Source organism: Vibrio paucivorans, from assembly GCF_054053395.1.
On the sequence record NZ_CM133230.1, the window covers coordinates 1,164,700 to 1,183,389 of the forward strand.

14 protein-coding genes and 2 pseudogenes are annotated in these 18,690 nt (G+C 46.8%); 9 read left to right on the forward strand and 7 right to left on the reverse strand.

Going from position 1 to position 18,690, the window contains the following annotated elements:
* Positions 1-11: 11 nt before the first annotated feature.
* Positions 12-1,913, reverse strand: a complete 1,902-nt coding sequence (locus ACXABW_RS05515; RefSeq protein WP_457524415.1) for a PTS fructose transporter subunit IIABC — start codon at positions 1,911-1,913, stop codon at positions 12-14.
* Positions 1,914-2,283: 370 nt separating this feature from the next.
* Here ACXABW_RS05515 and ACXABW_RS05520 point away from each other — a divergent pair, with 370 nt between their 5' ends.
* On the forward strand, positions 2,284-3,123 hold the full coding sequence (locus ACXABW_RS05520; RefSeq protein ID WP_265687505.1) for a helix-turn-helix transcriptional regulator: 840 nt from the start codon (positions 2,284-2,286) through the stop codon (positions 3,121-3,123).
* Between the two features lie 3 nt (positions 3,124-3,126).
* Here ACXABW_RS05520 and ACXABW_RS05525 read toward each other — a convergent pair whose 3' ends face one another.
* Both ACXABW_RS05525 and ACXABW_RS05530 read right to left on the reverse strand, forming a co-directional pair.
* On the reverse strand, positions 3,127-3,903 hold the full coding sequence (locus ACXABW_RS05525) for a PTS sugar transporter subunit IIA (protein ID WP_457524417.1): 777 nt from the start codon (positions 3,901-3,903) through the stop codon (positions 3,127-3,129).
* Positions 3,904-3,913: 10 nt separating this feature from the next.
* Positions 3,914-4,213 (reverse strand): PTS fructose transporter subunit IIB, encoded by a 300-nt coding sequence (locus ACXABW_RS05530; protein WP_252030374.1) that lies wholly within the window; start codon positions 4,211-4,213, stop codon positions 3,914-3,916.
* A gap of 260 nt (positions 4,214-4,473) precedes the next feature.
* Between ACXABW_RS05530 and ACXABW_RS05535 the strand changes: the two are divergent.
* Together ACXABW_RS05535 and ACXABW_RS05540 are read left to right on the forward strand one after the other, a co-directional pair.
* A pseudogene (locus ACXABW_RS05535) lies at positions 4,474-4,885 on the forward strand (PTS sugar transporter subunit IIA); the annotation flags it as partial.
* An 80-nt stretch (positions 4,886-4,965) separates the two neighbouring features.
* Positions 4,966-6,345, forward strand: a pseudogene (locus ACXABW_RS05540) (fructose-specific PTS transporter subunit EIIC); the annotation flags it as partial.
* A 108-nt stretch (positions 6,346-6,453) separates the two neighbouring features.
* Here ACXABW_RS05540 and ACXABW_RS05545 read toward each other — a convergent pair.
* Positions 6,454-6,783: a DUF1496 domain-containing protein gene (locus ACXABW_RS05545; RefSeq protein WP_265687508.1), complete on the reverse strand. Its 330-nt coding sequence runs from the start codon at positions 6,781-6,783 to the stop codon at positions 6,454-6,456.
* Positions 6,784-6,873: 90 nt separating this feature from the next.
* A complete protein-coding gene (locus ACXABW_RS05550) occupies positions 6,874-7,770 on the reverse strand; it encodes a 1-aminocyclopropane-1-carboxylate deaminase/D-cysteine desulfhydrase (RefSeq protein ID WP_457524419.1) in 897 nt (298 codons plus the stop codon).
* A 161-nt stretch (positions 7,771-7,931) separates the two neighbouring features.
* Here ACXABW_RS05550 and ACXABW_RS05555 point away from each other — a divergent pair, with 161 nt between their 5' ends.
* On the forward strand, positions 7,932-10,409 hold the full coding sequence (locus tag ACXABW_RS05555; RefSeq protein WP_457524421.1) for a bifunctional diguanylate cyclase/phosphodiesterase: 2,478 nt from the start codon (positions 7,932-7,934) through the stop codon (positions 10,407-10,409).
* Here ACXABW_RS05555 and ACXABW_RS05560 read toward each other — a convergent pair.
* A complete protein-coding gene (locus ACXABW_RS05560; RefSeq protein WP_457524423.1) occupies positions 10,399-11,667 on the reverse strand; it encodes a sensor histidine kinase in 1,269 nt (422 codons plus the stop codon). The two genes, ACXABW_RS05555 and ACXABW_RS05560, sit on opposite strands and share 11 nt — an antisense overlap.
* Positions 11,667-12,341: a response regulator transcription factor gene (locus ACXABW_RS05565; RefSeq protein WP_252030386.1), complete on the reverse strand. Its 675-nt coding sequence runs from the start codon at positions 12,339-12,341 to the stop codon at positions 11,667-11,669. The genes ACXABW_RS05560 and ACXABW_RS05565 overlap by 1 nt, the downstream gene beginning before the upstream one ends.
* A 158-nt stretch (positions 12,342-12,499) precedes the next feature.
* Here ACXABW_RS05565 and ACXABW_RS05570 point away from each other — a divergent pair, with 158 nt between their 5' ends.
* The 5 genes from ACXABW_RS05570 to ACXABW_RS05590 all read left to right on the forward strand — a co-directional run bounded on the left by ACXABW_RS05570 (position 12,500) and on the right by ACXABW_RS05590 (position 18,652).
* Entirely contained in the window at positions 12,500-13,504 is a 1,005-nt protein-coding gene (locus ACXABW_RS05570; RefSeq protein WP_457524425.1) for a glycosyltransferase family 2 protein, read from the forward strand.
* Positions 13,501-14,901: an ArnT family glycosyltransferase gene (locus ACXABW_RS05575; RefSeq protein WP_457524426.1), complete on the forward strand. Its 1,401-nt coding sequence runs from the start codon at positions 13,501-13,503 to the stop codon at positions 14,899-14,901. The genes ACXABW_RS05570 and ACXABW_RS05575 overlap by 4 nt, the downstream gene beginning before the upstream one ends.
* Entirely contained in the window at positions 14,898-15,290 is a 393-nt protein-coding gene (locus ACXABW_RS05580; RefSeq protein WP_457524427.1) for a GtrA family protein, read from the forward strand. The genes ACXABW_RS05575 and ACXABW_RS05580 overlap by 4 nt, the downstream gene beginning before the upstream one ends.
* A 371-nt stretch (positions 15,291-15,661) precedes the next feature.
* Positions 15,662-16,288 (forward strand): TetR/AcrR family transcriptional regulator, encoded by a 627-nt coding sequence (locus ACXABW_RS05585; RefSeq protein WP_457524429.1) that lies wholly within the window; start codon positions 15,662-15,664, stop codon positions 16,286-16,288.
* A gap of 81 nt (positions 16,289-16,369) precedes the next feature.
* A complete protein-coding gene (locus tag ACXABW_RS05590) occupies positions 16,370-18,652 on the forward strand; it encodes an acyl-CoA dehydrogenase (protein WP_457524431.1) in 2,283 nt (760 codons plus the stop codon).
* Positions 18,653-18,690: the final 38 nt, after the last annotated feature.

The following is an 18,690-nucleotide window of genomic DNA, read 5'->3' on the forward strand; positions in this document are numbered from 1 at the left end:
GTTGGAAGGGGTTAAGCGACAGCTGGGATCAGCTTTTCTTTGCGGAGTTTTTTCAATGTCACACAGGTAACTGCAGTAACAGCAGTACCTGCAGCCATACATACAATGGCCAGCAGCGGGTAGTTCATCGCTCCAAGCAGAGCCACGACAGGACCACCGTGTGCAACGCTGTTAGTGATGCCAAAGGAGAACGCCATCACAGCTGCAACCATAGAACCAAGGATATTGGCAGGAATGACCGACATTGGGTCTTGAGCTGCGAATGGAATCGCGCCCTCTGAGATCCCGACTAGGCCCATCGCGCCGGCGGCTTTGCCTGCTTCAACTTCAGATGACTCGAACAGCTCTAGCTTACGACCAAGTACAGTTGCGAGTGCCATACCTAGTGGGGCAACTGGAATTGCACAGGCCATCGCACCCATAAATTGTGTTTGGCCACTGGCAATCATGCCGACAGAGAATAAGAAGGCGACCTTGTTAAACGGGCCACCCATATCGAAGCCAGCCATACCACCAAGCACAATGCCAAGTAAGATAACGTTCCCGGTACTCATTGAAGTGAGCAGTGCAGTTAGGCTGTCCATTAGCCCTGCGATTGGTGCGCCGATAACAAAGATGAACAGCCCGGCGATAAAGAGCGAGCCTGTAATTGGGGCGATCATGATAGGGACAAGTGGCTGTATGAACTTGTGGTAGTTGATGGACGTGACCCATTTAACGAAGTAACCAACCAGCAGGCCGGCAACAATAGCGCCGATAAAACCCGTGCCGGCTTCTGCACCATAGAAAGACCCGTTGTTGGCAATCCAGCCACCAATTAGGCCAGGAGCCAGTGCCGGTCTATCGGCAATCGCATACGCAATGTAGCCAGCCAAGATTGGGATCATCAACGTAAAGGCGACCACACCCACTTCAAGGATCTGGTTCCACATACTGCCTTCAGGAATAGCCATCCCCGCCTCTGTCGGCTCACCACCGATTGCAAGCGCAAGGGCAATCAACAAACCGCCAGTGACTACAAATGGGATCATGTGTGATACCCCATTCATTAGAAAACGGTACAAATCGGAGCGAGCTTGCGATGCTTTACTGGCAACGGAGGTATCGGATTTTTGTGCTTCTGCGTAATACTGAGGAGCGTTGAGTGCTTGCTGTATCAACCCTTCTGCATCTTTAATCGGAGCTTTGACGTTGGTTTTTATTACGCGCTTTCCTGTGAAGCGCGCCATGTCGACCTGTTTATCACAGGCGACAACAATTGCGTCAGCGCGAGCGATCTCTGCGTCAGTTGGACTGTTCTTAACGCCAATAGAACCATTGGTTTCGACTTTGACTTCATAACCTAATGCCGCCGCGCCTTTTTCTAATGCTTCTGCCGCCAAATAGGTATGAGCGACACCCGCTGGGCAACCTGTAACGCCGATGATAAAACCCTTGTCCTGATTGATGGCTTGTTCCACTTCCGCAGGCTTTTCTAGCAGTAAGCTGAGCGCTTGTTCTGAAGAGGTGGATTGAAGGAAGCTATCAATAAAGCCGTCTTCAATCAGCTTCGAAGACAGTTCTGCTAGCACTTCAATATGGTGATTGTCACCGCCATCGGGAGAAGCAATCATAAAGAACAACTTTGATGGCAGGCCATCTTCCGCTCCGTAATCAATACCGGCTTTGTGCACGCCAATGACTACCGCAGGCTCTACCACCGCTGCACTTTTCGCATGGGGCAGTGCGACGCCTTCTTCAAACCCAGTATTACCGAGTTCTTCTCGAGCTTTGATGTCGGCAAGAAACTGGTGTTTGTCGGAAATTCGGCCTTGTGATTCAAGAACATCGATCAGCTCTTTAAACACCTCTTCTTTGGTGTTGGCTTGCAGGTCGAGCTTGATTAATTGCTCGTTGATAAGTTTGGTGATCATTTGGAACCCCTAATGACTTTTTTGTTGTATTGGGGATATTTTGAGAGGGAGTGGAAAAGGTATGTAGTGAAGAAAGAATGCATTTACTAGACGATTGTAACTGCATTTTTGACGTGTGATCTTGATCGGTTGGTGATAGGTTTTAGTGCCGGTTTTTATGAATTAAGTTTATTAAAAACAAATAGATATAATTAAAATTTTGCTGTTTTATGTAGAGGTAGATACTGGATTTTTAGAACTATAACTAGATATATGTAACATTTGATTGAAATTGTGATTTCACTCAATAGCGCAAAATGACGAAGCAGGGTATATCTACTTTCAGTTATTGAACGTCACTGTCGCTGCGCGGCATCACTGAGCCTCAAGTATGGTATTTCACGATTTAATTAGTTCGCTATTAGCAGAGAGAGAATCTAGCCAGAAGATCTGGTTTGCGGGCGATTTTCACACGCCACCAGAGTTCAGCTATCAGGTTAACTTCCCCCGTTTAGAACTGGTGTTGGATGGTGAATACATCAATGAGATGGAAAATCACGAACGGAAAGTCTGTAAAATTGTAGCTAAAGCCGGCGATGCGATTTTTGTACCGCCTAACTGCTGGAATAAGCCTGATTGGGATACCGATTGTTCGGTACTGAGTATGTTATTTGGGCGGCGCCAATTAGGTTTGAGTTTGGTCAGCAAGAGAAAAGGTGAGGCGACTTTTTACGACATTCAAAAACACAGCATTCAAACCCGCTCTGGCTTTGCAATCGACAACATTTTAGAAGCACTTAGCTCGCTGGCTCGCGAAAATACCAAACAGCCTATGGATGAGTTACTGCTACAAGCGTTACTGCAGTATTGCAAGTCGATGTTGGAAGCGCCAGCAGAGCAATCTCATAGTCGTGTACAGGACTTGTATCAGGGGATCTGTATCTACATTCAAGAAAACTTCCATCGCCAGATAACACGTAATAGCATCGCTGAACGTTTCAGTATTTCGCCCAACCATTTATCGCGATTGTTCCGTCAACAGGGTCACATGACGCTGGCAGACTACATCACTTGGGTTCGAATTGATCGCGCTAAATTTATGCTCAAGAAGTACAACTTCAAACTCAATGAAGTGTCATTGCGTTGCGGGTTTAAAGATGTGAACTACTTTTGTCGGGTTTTTAAAAACCGAACGGGCAGAACGCCCTCTGATTACCGAGGTTCTATTTAGTCGTTAAGCCAAAATGCGAGTCATGGAGTACATCAGTAACGCTTGAAGCTCAATCGGGTTTTTAGTGTTTCTCAATCTGTCTGATAGCTGATCACACAGCAGATTTCGAGTTAGGTTCGTGGCGGTAATGATCTGCTGCCTAGTTGGTTTACTCGGCATCACCAGTGCTATAGCAAGATGCACATTGCCCATCTTTGAGGCCCAGTCAATCGGCGAGTCACTGCTGATGACTGCCACTGAAATTTGTTCTACACCCTCGAACATCACGTGAGGAAGAGCAATTCCGGGTGTCACGCAAGTGGAAGAGCGTTCTTCTCTTTTAATAAACGACAGAATAAGCTCATCGGGATGAGTGGGGTAAATGAGCTGTGCGAGGCCTTTTAAACACTCAAACTTGGTCAAGCCTGTTTGCGCTTTGGCAAACCACCATTCAGTGGCGATCGGCGGAGACAGCGGTGGGTGGCGCTCGATAAGTTGGTTAGAAAACTGATAATTGATTTGCGCGCCGATCAAAGAAAAGTGCTCTGCAATCAAATCCTTGAGCACAAAACACGCCAGCTCCGCATCTATGCCAAACGCTGTAATTTGGCATAAGTCGCCTTCGACCAGAGCCGCTTGCAGCATGGCCATCGAGCGCGATAAGTCGGCGGTTCGATTACGCGTAATATTGATGATGCGTACTTGGCTTTTGAACTTTTTTGCTAGTCGAGATAGGGGTTTAGCGACCGTTGCACTTGCATTGGGGTCTTCAACTAGAAAGGAAATCTGATATTCGTTCATTGGAGCGAGACTAACGGCAGTGCAGCAAAAACACTTTGTCGACGTTAAGCAAAACGTCTTCGATTGGCAGTTGAATACATGTCTTTCCCTCAAAGCGAGCCATTTGTTCGATTTCAATGTCAGAAACAATCAGCACTTTATCAGCATGGGCGATATCTTGCGGGTTGAGTGGGTTTTCGATCCCCATAGCACCTTGGGTCTCTACCTTGATGTGAACCTTGTGTTTTGGCGCGGCTTTGGTCAATGCATCTGCTGCCATGTAAGTATGTGCAATACCAGTAGGGCAGGCAGTAACGGCAACAATTTTCATGATGATTCTCGCGATGGATTTTTCGCGATAGTAGCACAGAGGTAATGGATTGCATTGACTTGGCTGTGCATTTTGAAAGATGCAGTTCACAGTTTGATGTGGATGTTACAATAATCCAGTTGAGGGGCGTTTAGTCCTATATATCGATTGGGGCGAGATGGATAATCTAGCCATTATCGATGCCCTATTTGGAACAGAAACGGCTTGTTCGACGGTGATTGGAGTTACAGGGCTGACGTGCGGCAAGGTAAACGGTGACAATGGATATTACAAACCTCGTTGAGACAGAGATGATTTGCCTTGAGCTAGAGGCAACGACCAAACAACAAGCGCTTGAAGAGTTGGTTGAGCTGCTCGACGCGGCAGGAAAGCTTGCCGACAAGCAGCGATTTCTCGACGATATTTGGAAACGTGAAGACGTTGGCAATACGGGTTTTGAAGAGGGTATTGCCATTCCTCATGCGAAAAGTGCTGCAGTGTCTACACCTGCTGTTGCAGTAGGCATTAGCCGAACTGGTATCGATTATGGCGCCGAAGATGGTGAGTTGTCGGATGTGTTTTTTATGCTCGCTTCACCAGATGGCGATGATCATCATCACATCGAAGTTCTGGCTCAGCTGTCGAGTAAACTTATCGAAGACGGGTTTGTCGAGCAGCTAAAAGCGTGCGAGAACCTAGATGACGCTTATCAGCTTATTACAGATATCCCTCTAGAACCTGTGTTCGGCAGCATAGAGCCGTTTCAACAAGGCGATGAACCGCTCAGCCCATTCAAGCAGCGTATGGCTCGCACCAAAGAGCACTTGTTATTCGGTACGTCCCATATGATTCCCTTTATTGTGGCGGGTGGCGTCCTGCTATCTCTTTCGGTGATGCTGTCTGGTCATGGCGCGTTACCTGAAGACGGCATGTTGGCCGACGTGGCTCAAATGGGTTCGGCAGGGCTAATGTTATTTACTGCCGTGCTGGGTGGTTACATTGCTTATTCGATTGCAGATAAACCTGGCTTGGCGCCTGGCATGATTGGCGCTTGGGTAGCCGTAAATCAATACAACACAGGATTTCTAGGCGCTATCGTGGTGGGCTTTTTTGCTGGCTACGTGGTGTGGGGGTTAAAGAAGATCCCTTTGCCAGACAGTATGAGCTCTTTAGGCTGTATTTTCATTTATCCACTGGTTGGTACGTTTGTAACGTGCGGTGCGGTGATGTGGGTGATAGGCGCTCCTATTGCATCGGCGATGTCTTCGTTGAACGGTTTACTCACTGGAATGGCGGGTTCAGGTAAGGTGCTACTAGGCACGGTTCTAGGAGCAATGACCGCATTTGATATGGGGGGGCCAGTCAATAAAGTGGCTACGCTGTTTGCTCAAACACAGGTGAACACACAACCTTGGTTAATGGGGGGCGTTGGTATTGCCATTTGTACACCTCCACTTGGGCTGGCGTTGGCAACGGTACTGTCCCCAAGCAAGTTTAAGCGTGATGAACGAGAGGCGGGCAAGGCTGCTGGTATCATGGGAATGATTGGTATCAGCGAAGGTACGATCCCATTTGCGGCTGCCGATCCGGCCCGAGTATTGCCCGCGATAGTGGCTGGCGGAATTGTCGGCAACGTGACGGGATTTATGTTCCATGTGATTAACCATGCGCCGTGGGGCGGCTGGATTGTGTTGCCTGTGGTAGACGGTAAATTAGGATACATCGTTGGCACGGTTGCCGGCTCATTAACGACCGCACTGATTGTTATTGCCCTTAAGAAGACCGTCAAAGACGAAGAAGAGAACTATAATGCGCTAAGCCATGCATATAGCTCGGTAGAGGCGGAAGGAGAAGCGGATGTGTTAGCCGTGACCTCTTGCCCATCAGGCGTCGCTCACACGTTCTTGGCGGCCAAGTCATTGGAAAAAGCAGCATATTCTATGGGGGTTCGAATCAAGGTAGAAACCCAAGGTGCAAATGGGATCAGTAACCGAATCACTGAACTTGATATTAGGCGAGCGAAGCTGGTGATTTTCGCTCACGATGTTGCGATCAAAGAACCCGAACGATTTAAAAATATCTCGATTATTGATGTGAGCACCAAAGATGCGATGCTCAATGCCGCAGCGCTCATGCAATCAAAGCGAGTATGAATTTAGTCAGATAGTTCCCCCGAACTATTATGCTCTTGGCTCCATTTCTTAATGGAGCCTTTTTTATGCCAGAATTGATTGCTTAGGAACGACTAAATCAGGGTCTATTTATTTCAGTGAATAGGTTTTTACCGAGCCGTCTTTAGGTTCACTTATTTCCGTGTTTGAAGTGTCGATAGCGTTGAGGCTAAACCAGCGTAGCGCGCCGTTGGTTTCATAGTCGTTAGCTTCTTGGCAAACGATGGTGTTATCCCCAATTTGCAGCATTGCCCCTAATGAGTATGCTTTGTCTTCGTAGTAGCAGACGCGCTTTGCCGCAGCACTACCATCAACGGCGACGATGGGTTTGGATGGCGTACTGATGATTTTTGCGCTCGCTGGTAGAGCAAACAAAACCGTAGAAAACAGTGCAGTGGCAGCCATAGTCATGCGTTTCATAGTTCGAGTTCCATCCTATCGGGGTAACGCATTAAGTATATACCTGAATCAACGGGGATTAATACGCTGCTGTGTAATAGTTGAGCCAATTCAGTCCCATTTGCGCTGATACCTTGGCAGCATGCTCTCATTGCCAAGGATCCCGCCTTGGTGGATATAAATAAGGGTTTTATCCGGATTTATTGGAATCCATGATTCTAAGCAACGCCACATCATAGGGTCGTAGAGCAGATCAAATTCTACATGGGTTTGCTCCAACAGGGCTTGCCAGATTCGATAGTCTTGTTGGTATAGTTTGCCAAAGTGATGCTTGTTAGGCAGCGTCAGTATTGTGGGGTGATTATGTTCCCCTAATTCTTCAAACTGTTGAATCAAATAGCTTTCGCCACCGACGCACGGACATGTGATGACTTCGATACCGTGAGGCTGCAGATGTTTGTGCAGATAAAGCGCAGTGGTGCCAGTACCGGATGGAAGCGCGACCGTAAACTGTTTATCCCCCTCATATCGGCTCCATGAAAGAATCTCGCTAGCAAGTTGCTTGATCCCCGCTTCTGCCATGGTGGAACGCCCACCTTCTTCAACAACTAAGCAATGTGAATCAGGTTTTCGTACCTGCGTTATATAGTCGGCAGGGTGTCGTGACTCATCCAACGACTGCATATCAATGATGCGAGCTTCTAGTTCTAAAGCGCCGCGGTAATTGCCTAGTGGGTGTTCCTTCAACCACTCTGGAAGGTGATCGACATAAAACTCTAATTGCCAGCCTTTAATACGCGCCAGTGCGGCCAATGAATAAAGTGAATTAGCCTGCGCAGATCCGTAACCAATCAGCGTCGTAATAGTAGAATCGTTGACGTCGAGCAGTGACATAAACTTACGCGCTTTGTTGCCGGTAAAGTGACTATGTAACTGATCGTCACGTTTTAAATAGAACGTGGTGTCTAGAAATTGGTGCTGGGTGATAGGGGTATTACTGAGCTTCATCACAATAATCGGCTATGGAAGTGGCTGATAATTATATCAACCCGACATTTTCATCGCCACCCAACGCACTACAGGCGTTAGGTTGCTATTCTAAATACAGGGGCTTAGAAGTTTCGCGGGAAGTGAGACTCTTTGGAGAAGTTAAGGAATGGCAAAATATCATGTATAAAGTTTCCGATGTGAAGCTGGTTAAAATCGTACGTTATTTTCCTTTTTTAATTGTCAGCATGTTTGTTTTGGCGTTAGTGGTTTTATTAACGCATCACAATCAACAGAAAACTCGCATTTTAGTCGATGGACTAAGAGCAGATTTTATAGCCAGCCAAAAAGCGGCGGTGCAACAGAGAGTGGATGCGATCATCGATAAGATGAACTATGAACGCGCTCAAACGGTGAATATCCTCGAAAGCGATATTCGAACTCGCGTCCTTGAAGCCCATCAAATTGCCCAACACATCTACGATTCCAATCGTGAGTTACCTAAATCAGAGATTACTCAACGAATCTATCAAGCGCTTCAGCCGATTCGCTTTAACCAGCAGCGTGGGTATTTCTTCGTCTTTACCATGCAGGGAGTCAATGTTCTGCATCCTTTACTGCCTCAAATTGAAGGCCAGTCCAAAATCGGTTTGAAAGATGTCCATGGCACGCCAATTTTAAAGGAACACATTGATCTTATTGCGGCATCGGACATTGGTGAAGCCTTCTATCGCTGGTGGTTCAGAAAGCCAGGCTTTGGCGATTTAGAGTTCGAGAAAATCGGCTTTGGTAAGCGTTTCGAACCTTATGATTGGTTTATAGGCACTGGTGAATATGTGGTGGATGTTGAAAGCGATATTCGTAACGGGTTACTGCTATGGCTATCTGGTTATACGTTTGAAAACAAAGGCTCGGTTGTCGTATTGGATGAAGACAACACCGTGATTTCGCACATCGATAACAGTAAGGTCGGGCAAAAGTGGCAGTTTGCTGACAAGCTAGCGGGGCAAAACTTTATTGAAGGTGGGCAGTTCATTGATATGACGCAAGCGAACGATGCCAACCCAGCACTGTTTTATGTTTATCACTATCCGCGCTGGAATTGGACCTTGGTTGCGTCTGTGCCTGTCACTCGAATCGATTCGTATTTGGTTGATAAAGAGCAAACCTTGGTTGAAGAAGGCAAGCAAGCCTTGAATAAGATACTGATAGTCTGCTTGGTGTTTGCGCTGATCTCGAGTGCTATTTCGTTATGGCTCGGTAGCTACATCAACAGACGCTTCTATGCGTTTAAAAACAATATTCAAGACAACATCAACCAGCTAGAGAAGAGCAAAGAGCAGCTTCAATACTATGCCCACTTTGATTCGCTCACTGGTTTAGCCAATCGATTTAAACTGAGCGAAGATATTGAAGCCGCAATCAACCGCTGCCGTGAACAAAACAGCATGCTCGCGGTAATGTTTGTTGATTTAGATGACTTTAAGAAGGTGAACGACCAGCATGGCCATCGCGTTGGGGATGAACTGATTCAGCTGATCAGCCGTAAGCTAGAAACTCTCACCACAGAGCAAGACACGGTAGCGCGATTTGGTGGCGATGAATTTATATTGTGTTTTGCCAATATGAACAGCCTTGAGGAAATCACTGAGAAGTCACAACAAATACTGGCGCTGGTTAATGACACTGTGCTGCTCAATGGGGTGAGGTTAAAGGTGTCCGGCAGTGTGGGAATTTCGACATACCCAGCCGATGGCGATAACGAACAACAGTTGATCAGTAAAGCTGACATTGTGCTGTACCAAGTGAAAGGAAGACAAAAGGGCACGGCGCTGTTTTATAACGAAGACATAAACCAGCATGTACAGCGTCAATTCTTGGTAGAAGATGAACTCGCTAATGCGTTACAACGCGACGAAATTTCGGTGGTTTACCAACCCCAAGTCGATGGTGTTACTGGAGAGCTCAAAGCGGTAGAAGCACTTTGTCGTTGGTCGAATGACAACCTAGGGTTTGTGCCTCCCGATGAGTTTATTCCTGTCGCAGAATCGAAAGGATTGATTGACTCTATTGGAGACTACGTTTTCCTAAAGGCTTGCACGGATGTGCAGCGTTTTTGTCAGCTTACCCAATTGAAAATTGGTGTCTCCGTCAACTTCTCTCCGATTCAGTTGTTGGAGCCAGAGATAGTTGACCGCTTATTGAGCATGGTTGAACAGTCTGGCATTGATACTGAGCAAGTGACGATTGAGATTACCGAAAACATTCTGATTCATGACTTAGTGTCGACGCGCCCAATTTTGGAGCAGCTGAGAACGGCAGGATTTGGTATATCTTTGGACGACTTTGGTACCGGTTATTGCTCTTTGCGCTACTTAAACCAGCTTCCAATCAGCGAAATTAAGATTGATCGCGCATTTATCAACGAGGTAGCAGTGAACCTTCAAGGTGAAGGGGTGGTGTGCTCTATACTCGCCGTCGCCGAAGTCTCTGGGCTGATTACCGTAGCGGAAGGGGTCGAAACCGAGCAGCAGAGCGAGTGGCTGAAAGCCTCGGGTTGTCAGTTATTACAGGGCTATTTGTTCGATAAGCCGCTACCGTTTGAGGACTTACTTCATCGTTATGGAGATAAAGTTTCAGGCAGTCATACTAGTGCGTAAATTGAATGTCTGCTCGACAGCCTTTACCTTGCCTATTGGTCAGAGAAAACTGCCAGTGATAGCGTTGGCAAAGGTCGTCGACAATCAATAACCCCAACCCATGCCCTTCTTGGTTAGGCTTTTCGGCTAACCCTTCCCCTTCATCTTCCACAACCAAACAATGCTTAGAAAGTGAGACTGTCACTTTGCCCTGATTGGTGGCTGCGATGGCGTTACGAAGTAAGTTGCCAAGCACCATATTGACGATGGCAGGTGATGCGTCAATGACTGGCTCAGAAGTAACTGAAACCACCAATTCGACATTCTTTGTGATGGCTTGCGCGCTGTTTTGAGCCACAATTTGTTCCAGCTCTGTCTTACCAAACACTCGGGATTCACAGCTTGATGCATCGCGTTCGTATCTTACAAGGCTGAGTAGTGCATCAACCATGGTGCTCATCTGCTGACTTGCTTCGTCGATGCGCTCTATTTGCCGATGTTGGAATTCTGTTGGCTGGGCTTTTGACAATAGTTTGTTAGCCCCTTTGACGATGGTAATCGGGGTTCTTAGTTCATGGCTAGCATAGCGAGCAAAAGCCTGCTCACGTTTCAGTAACGCGTGAATATCAGAGCGATAAGTGTTAAGCCGTTCAGTTAGGACTTGGAACTCAACAGCAGCGCCAGGGCGAATTTCAAATGGTTGCTGAGCATCACCAGACAGTTGTTCAAGCTGATTGGCGATGTCGTTGACAGGTTCAATCAAGCGTTGAGATAAGCGGTAGAGTAAGGTGCCGAACATGAACATCAGAGCCGCAACCAAACCAATGACTATGGTTCCCGAATAGACCAATTCATCGACCCCAAATTCTACTCGGTCGATTTGTGATAAGAGGACTAAAGGCATCTGCTCACCCTTCACCCAGTAGTGTCCAACGTAGACCATGTGTGACAGCGGGTCAAAGTCGTGACCCACTTCGCCAAGAAAGTTCTGTTTGCCTTTTATAAACTCATCATAGGGTTTGGGCAGTAGGGATAAGTCGTTGTATGCGTAGGTGAGGGCATCTATTTGGATAACTCCACTTTCTCCTTGAATAAAGCGCTGGGCTGCTTCGTCTCGGTCTATCAATATCCGGCGTTCACCCATGCGATCTTCCGACCACTGCAAAGCCGCGATAAACATCAGGAAGGTGACGAGGCCAATCACCACCGATACAAAGGTGAAAAACGTCGCCAGCCTACCAGTGAGAGACTTGGTGCTGTTGAGAAAGTGGGTAATCATCACTGCTCCTCTAAGCGAAAGCCTACTTTAGGAATCGTGGTCAAAAGTGGGGTGGTGAATGGCTTGTCGAGCTGGTTTCTCAGTTGGTAGATGTGGCTTCTCAATACATCGTTGTTTGGCTCGTTCTCTTGCCATAGCTTTTCAGAGATTTCTTCTCTACTGACTACTTCGGGTGCTTTTAAACATAGCAGTTCGAGTATGGTGTAAGTGGTAGGATTCAGAGCAAGAAGCTTATCTGAACGGTAGGCTTTTCGCGTCTTTTGATCAATTCGTACTTGGCCAAATTGGATGGAAGAGTGAGACACTTCACCACGGTAGCGTTTTACTAGCGCATTCATTCTTGCTTCAAGAATTTCGAGATCGAATGGCTTGGTGAGGTAATCATCTGCGCCGTGTTTAAAGCCATTCAGCATGTCTTCACGGTTGTCTAAAGCTGTGAGCATTAATACCGGAGTGTTGTTGCCTGCTTCACGCAGCTTATTGCACACGGTAAGGCCATCCATTCGAGGTAGCATGAGGTCGAGCAGGATAACGTCGAAACGGCCTTCTAGGGCGAGTTGAAGTCCGAGTTCACCGTTGTCTGCATAGTCGAGTTCCATGCCGAGGCATTCAAAGTAGTCAAATAAAATACCGGCAACTTCTCGGTTGTCTTCAACCAGTAACACTTTCTTCATGGCTATCTCTCATCTTAATACAGCGCCAAATATCCAGAAAACGCGTGAAAAAAATGTGTACGACATTGTTTCCACGTTTCGATTGATATAACGCTTTCATCATCCAATGACTGCTGCAACCTAGCGGTATTGGTCACTTACGTTGAAAGGTAAACGTTATGAGCACAATAACTCTTGTACCTAGACAGTCTGATTCTTCGGTGATCTTGTCTGTGATTGTACCTTACTTTAACGAGCAAGAGGTGTTAACCGAATTCCATACCAGATTAACTTCGGTACTGGATTCACTAGAGGAGTCTTGCGAGATCGTCTACGTCGATGATGGCAGCTGTGATGGTAGTAAAGCATTAATCGAGCATTTCCCCAGTACATCGAGTGATGTAGTCAGTATCAGCTTAAGCCGAAATTTTGGTAAAGAAGCGGCGATGAGTGCAGGGCTGGAACACTGTCGAGGTTTAGCAGTTATCTTGCTCGATGCCGATCTTCAAGATCCCCCAGAATTGATTCCTCAAATGTTGGTCGAGTGGTGTAAAGGCGTAGATGTGGTCAACATGCAGCGCAGCAAACGCGAGGGAGAGAGTTGGTTCAAACGTTTCTCGGCAGCAAGTTTTTACCGGGTTTTGAACACTTTGGTAAAAACCGAGATTCCCGAAAATGTAGGCGATTTTCGTTTGTTGAGTAGAGAAGTGGTCGATCACATCAACAGCTTGCCTGAACGCAATCGTTATATGAAAGGCATTTTTGCTTGGCCCGGCTTCAAACAAACGACCTTGCAGTTTGAACGAGACCCACGTTACTGCGGAGAAACCAAGTGGAATTACTTCAAACTGATGGGGCTCGCCGTGGATGGCATTACCTCGTTTTCTATTCGCCCGCTTAGGCTAGCAACGATTTTCGGTGGTTTGATTGCGCTGGTGGCGTTCCTATACGGAGCCGTGATTGTGTCAAAAACTGTGTTGTTTGGCGATCCGGTGTCTGGTTATCCCTCAATGATGGTAGTGCAGCTAGCACTTGGCGGAATTCAACTATTGAGCATCGGTGTGCTCGGCGAATACATCGGTCGAATCTTTATCGAAACCAAACAGCGACCGCTGTATTTGGTGCAGTCGGTGGTCGAGCAATCATCGAATACTCGAAATGAAACACTGGAGAAAAGCGCGTGAGAATCAATAAAGTGCACTTGTGGGCGATTCTGGTAACCGTGCTGCTGATTCGTTTGTTGTCCCTAGGTGCTTATCCATTGATGGATACGACGGAAGCGCGTTATGGCGAAATGGCCCGCCTGATGATTGAAACTGGCAACTGGCTTACACCACAGTTCGACTATGGGGTGCCATTTTGGGGTAAGCCACCACTCTTTACTTGGATGAGTGCGGGTGGAATCGAGCTGTTTGGCTTAAATGAATTTGCGGTGCGAGCTCCTCATTGGCTTGCTGGCTTACTGGTTATTGGATTGATGGCTTATCTAGCGCGCCGAGCAGGGTTTAGCGGACTGATTACTTCGCTGGTGATTGCAACTTGTGGTGTGTTTGCGATTTCTGCAGGCGCTGTGATGACGGACATGGCTCTAACGCTGGGCTTAACCTTGGCGATGGTCGGCTGTTACTTATGCTGGCAAGGGAAGCCAGCATGGGGGTATTTGGGATTTATCGGGTTAGCGATTGGCTTATTAGCAAAGGGGCCTTTGGTCATTGTTCTAATGGGTTTAGCGGTTATGCCTTGGCTGATTCTACAGCATGGTGTCATCGGTGGATTTAGAACGCTTTGGAATCGATTTCCGATCGTGCTTGGTATGGGTTTAATGCTGATTATTGCGTTGCCTTGGTATTTACTAGCTGAGCGAGCGACACCGGGGTTTCTTAACTATTTTATTGTAGGCGAGCACTTTAAACGTTTTGTGGTAAGTGGTTGGGAAGGGGATCTCTACGGCAGTGCCCATGATGAGCCAAGAGGGATGATATGGCTGTTCTGGCTGTATTCGGCACTGCCTTGGTCAATCGTTTTGCCAGTGTTGCTGTGGAAGAACAAGACGAAACTCAAAGTGCTAAATAAAGACAGTGATGGCTTAGTGACTTACCTTATGTTGTGGCTGGTGTCTCCGTTAGTGCTCTTTACTTTATCAGGTAACATACTGCCCGCTTATGTTTTACCGGGTATTCCCGCGATGGGCTTGCTTGTCGCTATGCTAGTGAAAGACATCGACTACGATGCTAAGTGGTTTAAGGTGTCGGCGGCGATAGTACCAGCGTTACTGGTACTTGCTGTGGTGTATATCCACCTGTTTGTCGCAGATAAACGCAGCGACAAGGTCATATTTGTCGAGGCCGATAAATCGATTCCGACATACTACATCGGTAAACGACCTTTCTCTGGTCAATTTTACAGTAGTGGCAAAGCCAAGCAGTTAACCGACGAATCTGTTTTACAGCAGTTGGATAAAGTGCAATTGGTTGGTGATAGAAATTCGGTAGAGTCATTGGTTCAACAAAAGCAGCTAACGTGTGTTGCTCAGTACACGGCGAAAAGCCATCGTGCTCTTTATCTTTGTGAACGAACATGATGGTGTCTGAAACGTTCGTGAAGTTTGGCATGGTAGGCAGCATCGGCTTTTTAGCCGATGCTGGTTTATTCTCGCTGTTGTTTTACCTAGGCGACTGGGCCCCTTTACCGGCTAGAGTGGTCGCGTTTCTTTTTGCTGCAACGGTAACTTGGTGTGGAAATCGCTGTTTTACTTTTACTCACTGTCAGCATGTAGCGAAAGGAAAACAGTGGCTGAAGTTTATTGTGGTGGCACTTCTCTCGGCCATTCCCAATTTGATTGTCTTCAATCTGGCGCTGTTAGTGCTGGGTACTGGTGGCATTGCGGCGCTGGTGGCACTAGCTTTGGGGGTACTGGCTGGAATGGTAAGTAATTTCTTGCTGAGTTCTCGGTGGGTGTTTTCGCCTTAGAACGAAATTGCTCGAAGTAGAGTGAGAAGGATAAAAAAAGCCCAGAACAAAAGTGTTCTGGGCGGATACAAACATAGGAGTTAATAAGAAAAAGCAGCGTTAATTAGTAGCAACAGTAAGAAAACAAGTTTGACGGCCTGTGAAACTCTTAATGCTCTGCTAACTACACTTATTCAGACCGGGCTAAATTCAAACAGTTCCCCAAAATAGCAAAAAAATTTAATTAAATTCTTTGCGCTTACTTTTCAGCTTGTTACCTACCTTTATTTCTTTCTGGTCTGACCAATATTAAAAAATGTGATGTTAATTGCTTGTTAAGTAAATGTGTCGAGAGTATATTTTCAAACAGTTGTTTAATACGAGTGATTGAAATGGCCCCGAGAAGTAGCACGAAAGAAAAAATCTTAGACGTCGCAGAAGCGTTGTTTGCCGAGTACGGGTTTAACGACACGTCGTTGAGAACCATCACCAGTAAGGCTGGAGTGAACTTAGCCTCGGTCAACTACCATTTCGGTGACAAGAAAACGCTAGTGCGTGCGGTGATTGATCGCTACCTAGAAGCGTTCATGCCAGCTCTACAAGACGCATTGATTAATCTGAATCTCAATGAAGATTATGAAATGTCGGACGTATTTGAATCTCTGCGTTCTCCGTTACGTTCTCTGAACGACGTGAGGCCAAATGGAACAAGCCGATTCATGCTATTGATTGGGCGCGGTTATACCGACGTACAAGGTCACCTTCGCTGGTTTATTACCACTCGTTATCAAGAAGTGCTATCGCTGTTCACTCAATCTGTTTTAAAAGCGAACCCTAAGCTGACGCAAGAAAGCTTGTTCTGGCGCCTTCATTTCACGCTAGGCACCTGTGTCTTTACCATGGCTTCGAGCCAAGCATTAGCTGAAATTGCAGAAAATGATTTTGGACAGAAGGTCGATGCAAAAGCCGTCGTTGATCTTTTGATCCCATATTTATCCGCCGGCATGGCCGCCGACTAAAATAATAATTAGCTATACGAATAACACAAATAACCGACCCAATAATAAAACACACAAAACTGTGAACAAAAGGATCTGATTATGAGCTCTCTACGTAGAAAATGGATAAGCGACCCAGCTTTCAAGTTTTTTAAGAAGGTACTGCCACCCCTATCAAGTACTGAAAAAGAAGCAATGGAAGCGGGCAGTGTCTGGTGGGATGGAGAGCTTTTCTCAGGTTCTCCTGACTTCACTAAGCTGCATCAATACCCAACGCCAACATTAACAGCAGAAGAGCAGTCCTTTATGGACAACGAGCTTGAAACGCTGATGTCGATGCTCGACGACTACAAGATTGTTAAACAAGACCGCGATCTGCCGAAAGAAGTGTGGGAATACCTCCGTAAAGAGCGTTTCTTCTCTTTGATTATCTCGAAAGAGTACGGTGGTCGCGAATTCTCTGCGTTAGCAAACTCGACCATTGTGTCGCGAATAGCGACGCGCAGCATCAGCGCTGCGGTAACCGTGATGGTTCCGAACTCTTTAGGTCCAGGTGAGCTAATTTCTCACTATGGTACACAAGAGCAAAAAGACTATTGGCTGCCACGTCTAGCTGACGGTACGGACATCCCATGTTTTGCATTAACCGGCCCAGAAGCAGGTTCTGACGCAGGTGGTATCCCAGACCAAGGTACGGTGTGTTACGGCACTCATGAGGGCAAAGAAGTTCTGGGTATTCGTTTGAGTTGGAACAAGCGATACATCACTCTTGCTCCTGTATCTACCGTACTAGGCTTGGCATTTAAGCTGAATGACCCAGAGCACCTATTGGGTGACAAAGAAGAATTGGGTATCACATGTGCACTTATTCCTACCTCGCATGAAGGCGTTGAAGTGGGTGAGCGTCACGATGCGATTGGCCTAGCGTTTATGAACGGTCCAACTCGTGGTGAAGATGTCTTTATTCCAATGGAGTGGTTGATTGGCGGCCAAGAATACGCAGGTAAAGGTTGGCGTATGCTGGTGGAGTGTCTGTCGGCTGGTCGTGGTATTTCCCTCCCAGCACTTGGCACTTCAATTGGTCACTTAACTTCCCGCACTACGGGTGCATACGCTTACGTGCGTAAGCAGTTCGGTATGTCTATCGGTAAGTTTGAAGGCGTTGCTGAAGCGCTTGGTCGTATCGGTGGCTTAACATACTTGTTGGAAGCGACCCGAACGCTTACAACGACCTCTCTGGATATGAAAGAAAAGCCTGGTATCGTAACCGCAATGGCGAAATACCATATGACGGAAATCGCCCGTACGATTTTGAATGACTCGATGGACATTCACTCAGGTCGTGCAATTCAAGAAGGCCCAATGAACTACCTGACTTCGGCTTATCTGGGTGTGCCAGTTGCGATTACGGTAGAAGGTGCGAACATTTTGACGCGTAACCTAATGATCTTTGGTCAAGGCGCGACACGTTGTCACCCATATGTATTGAAAGAGATGGAAGCAGCGGCGAACCCTGATGAGAAAGAGGGTGCTAAAGAGTTTGATAAGTTGCTGTTTAAACACATTGCTCATGCGACCAAAAACACCTTTGGTGCATTTGGTGCGGCATTGACAGGTTCACGCTTCATCAAAGCCGACATGAGTGGTCCAACGCAGCGTTACTACAAAGATATGACTCGATTGAGCCGCGCTCTAGCAGTAAGTGCAGACTTTGCAATGTTGACTTTGGGCGGTGACTTGAAACGTAAAGAGATGATCTCTGCACGTTTGGGTGATGGCTTAAGCTACCTATACATGGCTTCTGCGGTACTGAAAAAGTACGAAGATGAAGGCCGCCAGCAACAAGATTTAGATTACGTGCACTACGCAATTCAGCATTGTTTGCATAATGGTGCTAAGTCGCTTCAGGAAGCGTACACAAACTTCCCGCAAAAAGCGGTAGGTCGCCTGCTGAAAGTACTTATCTTCCCACTAGGTAACCATTTTGCTAAACCGAGCGATGACCTATCTGTGAAATTGGCTGAAAGCTTAATGACTCCGGGCGCACATCGTGACCGTCTAACTCACCTTTGTTACGTGGGCAAAGATGAAGACGACAGTGTTGGTCTGATGGAGCAAGCATTCCTAGCAATGTATGGCATTAAGAGTATCGAGCGTAAGATGTTTAAAGCGGCGAAAGAGGGTAAAGTGGCGCGTAAAGGCCCACTAACAGAGCGCCTGCAGCAAGCGTTAGATGCTGATGTTATTTCTCAGGAAGAAGTGGATAAGGTGCTAGCGGCGGATAAACTTCGCTACAAAGCTATCCAAGTGGACCACTTCAGCCATGATTTCAGCGAGGTGAGAACGCACGGCAAAAAAAAGGCAAAGCTGAATAGCGCTGCGTAATCACTGAAATATCAACAAAGGCACCTCCTAGAGGTGCC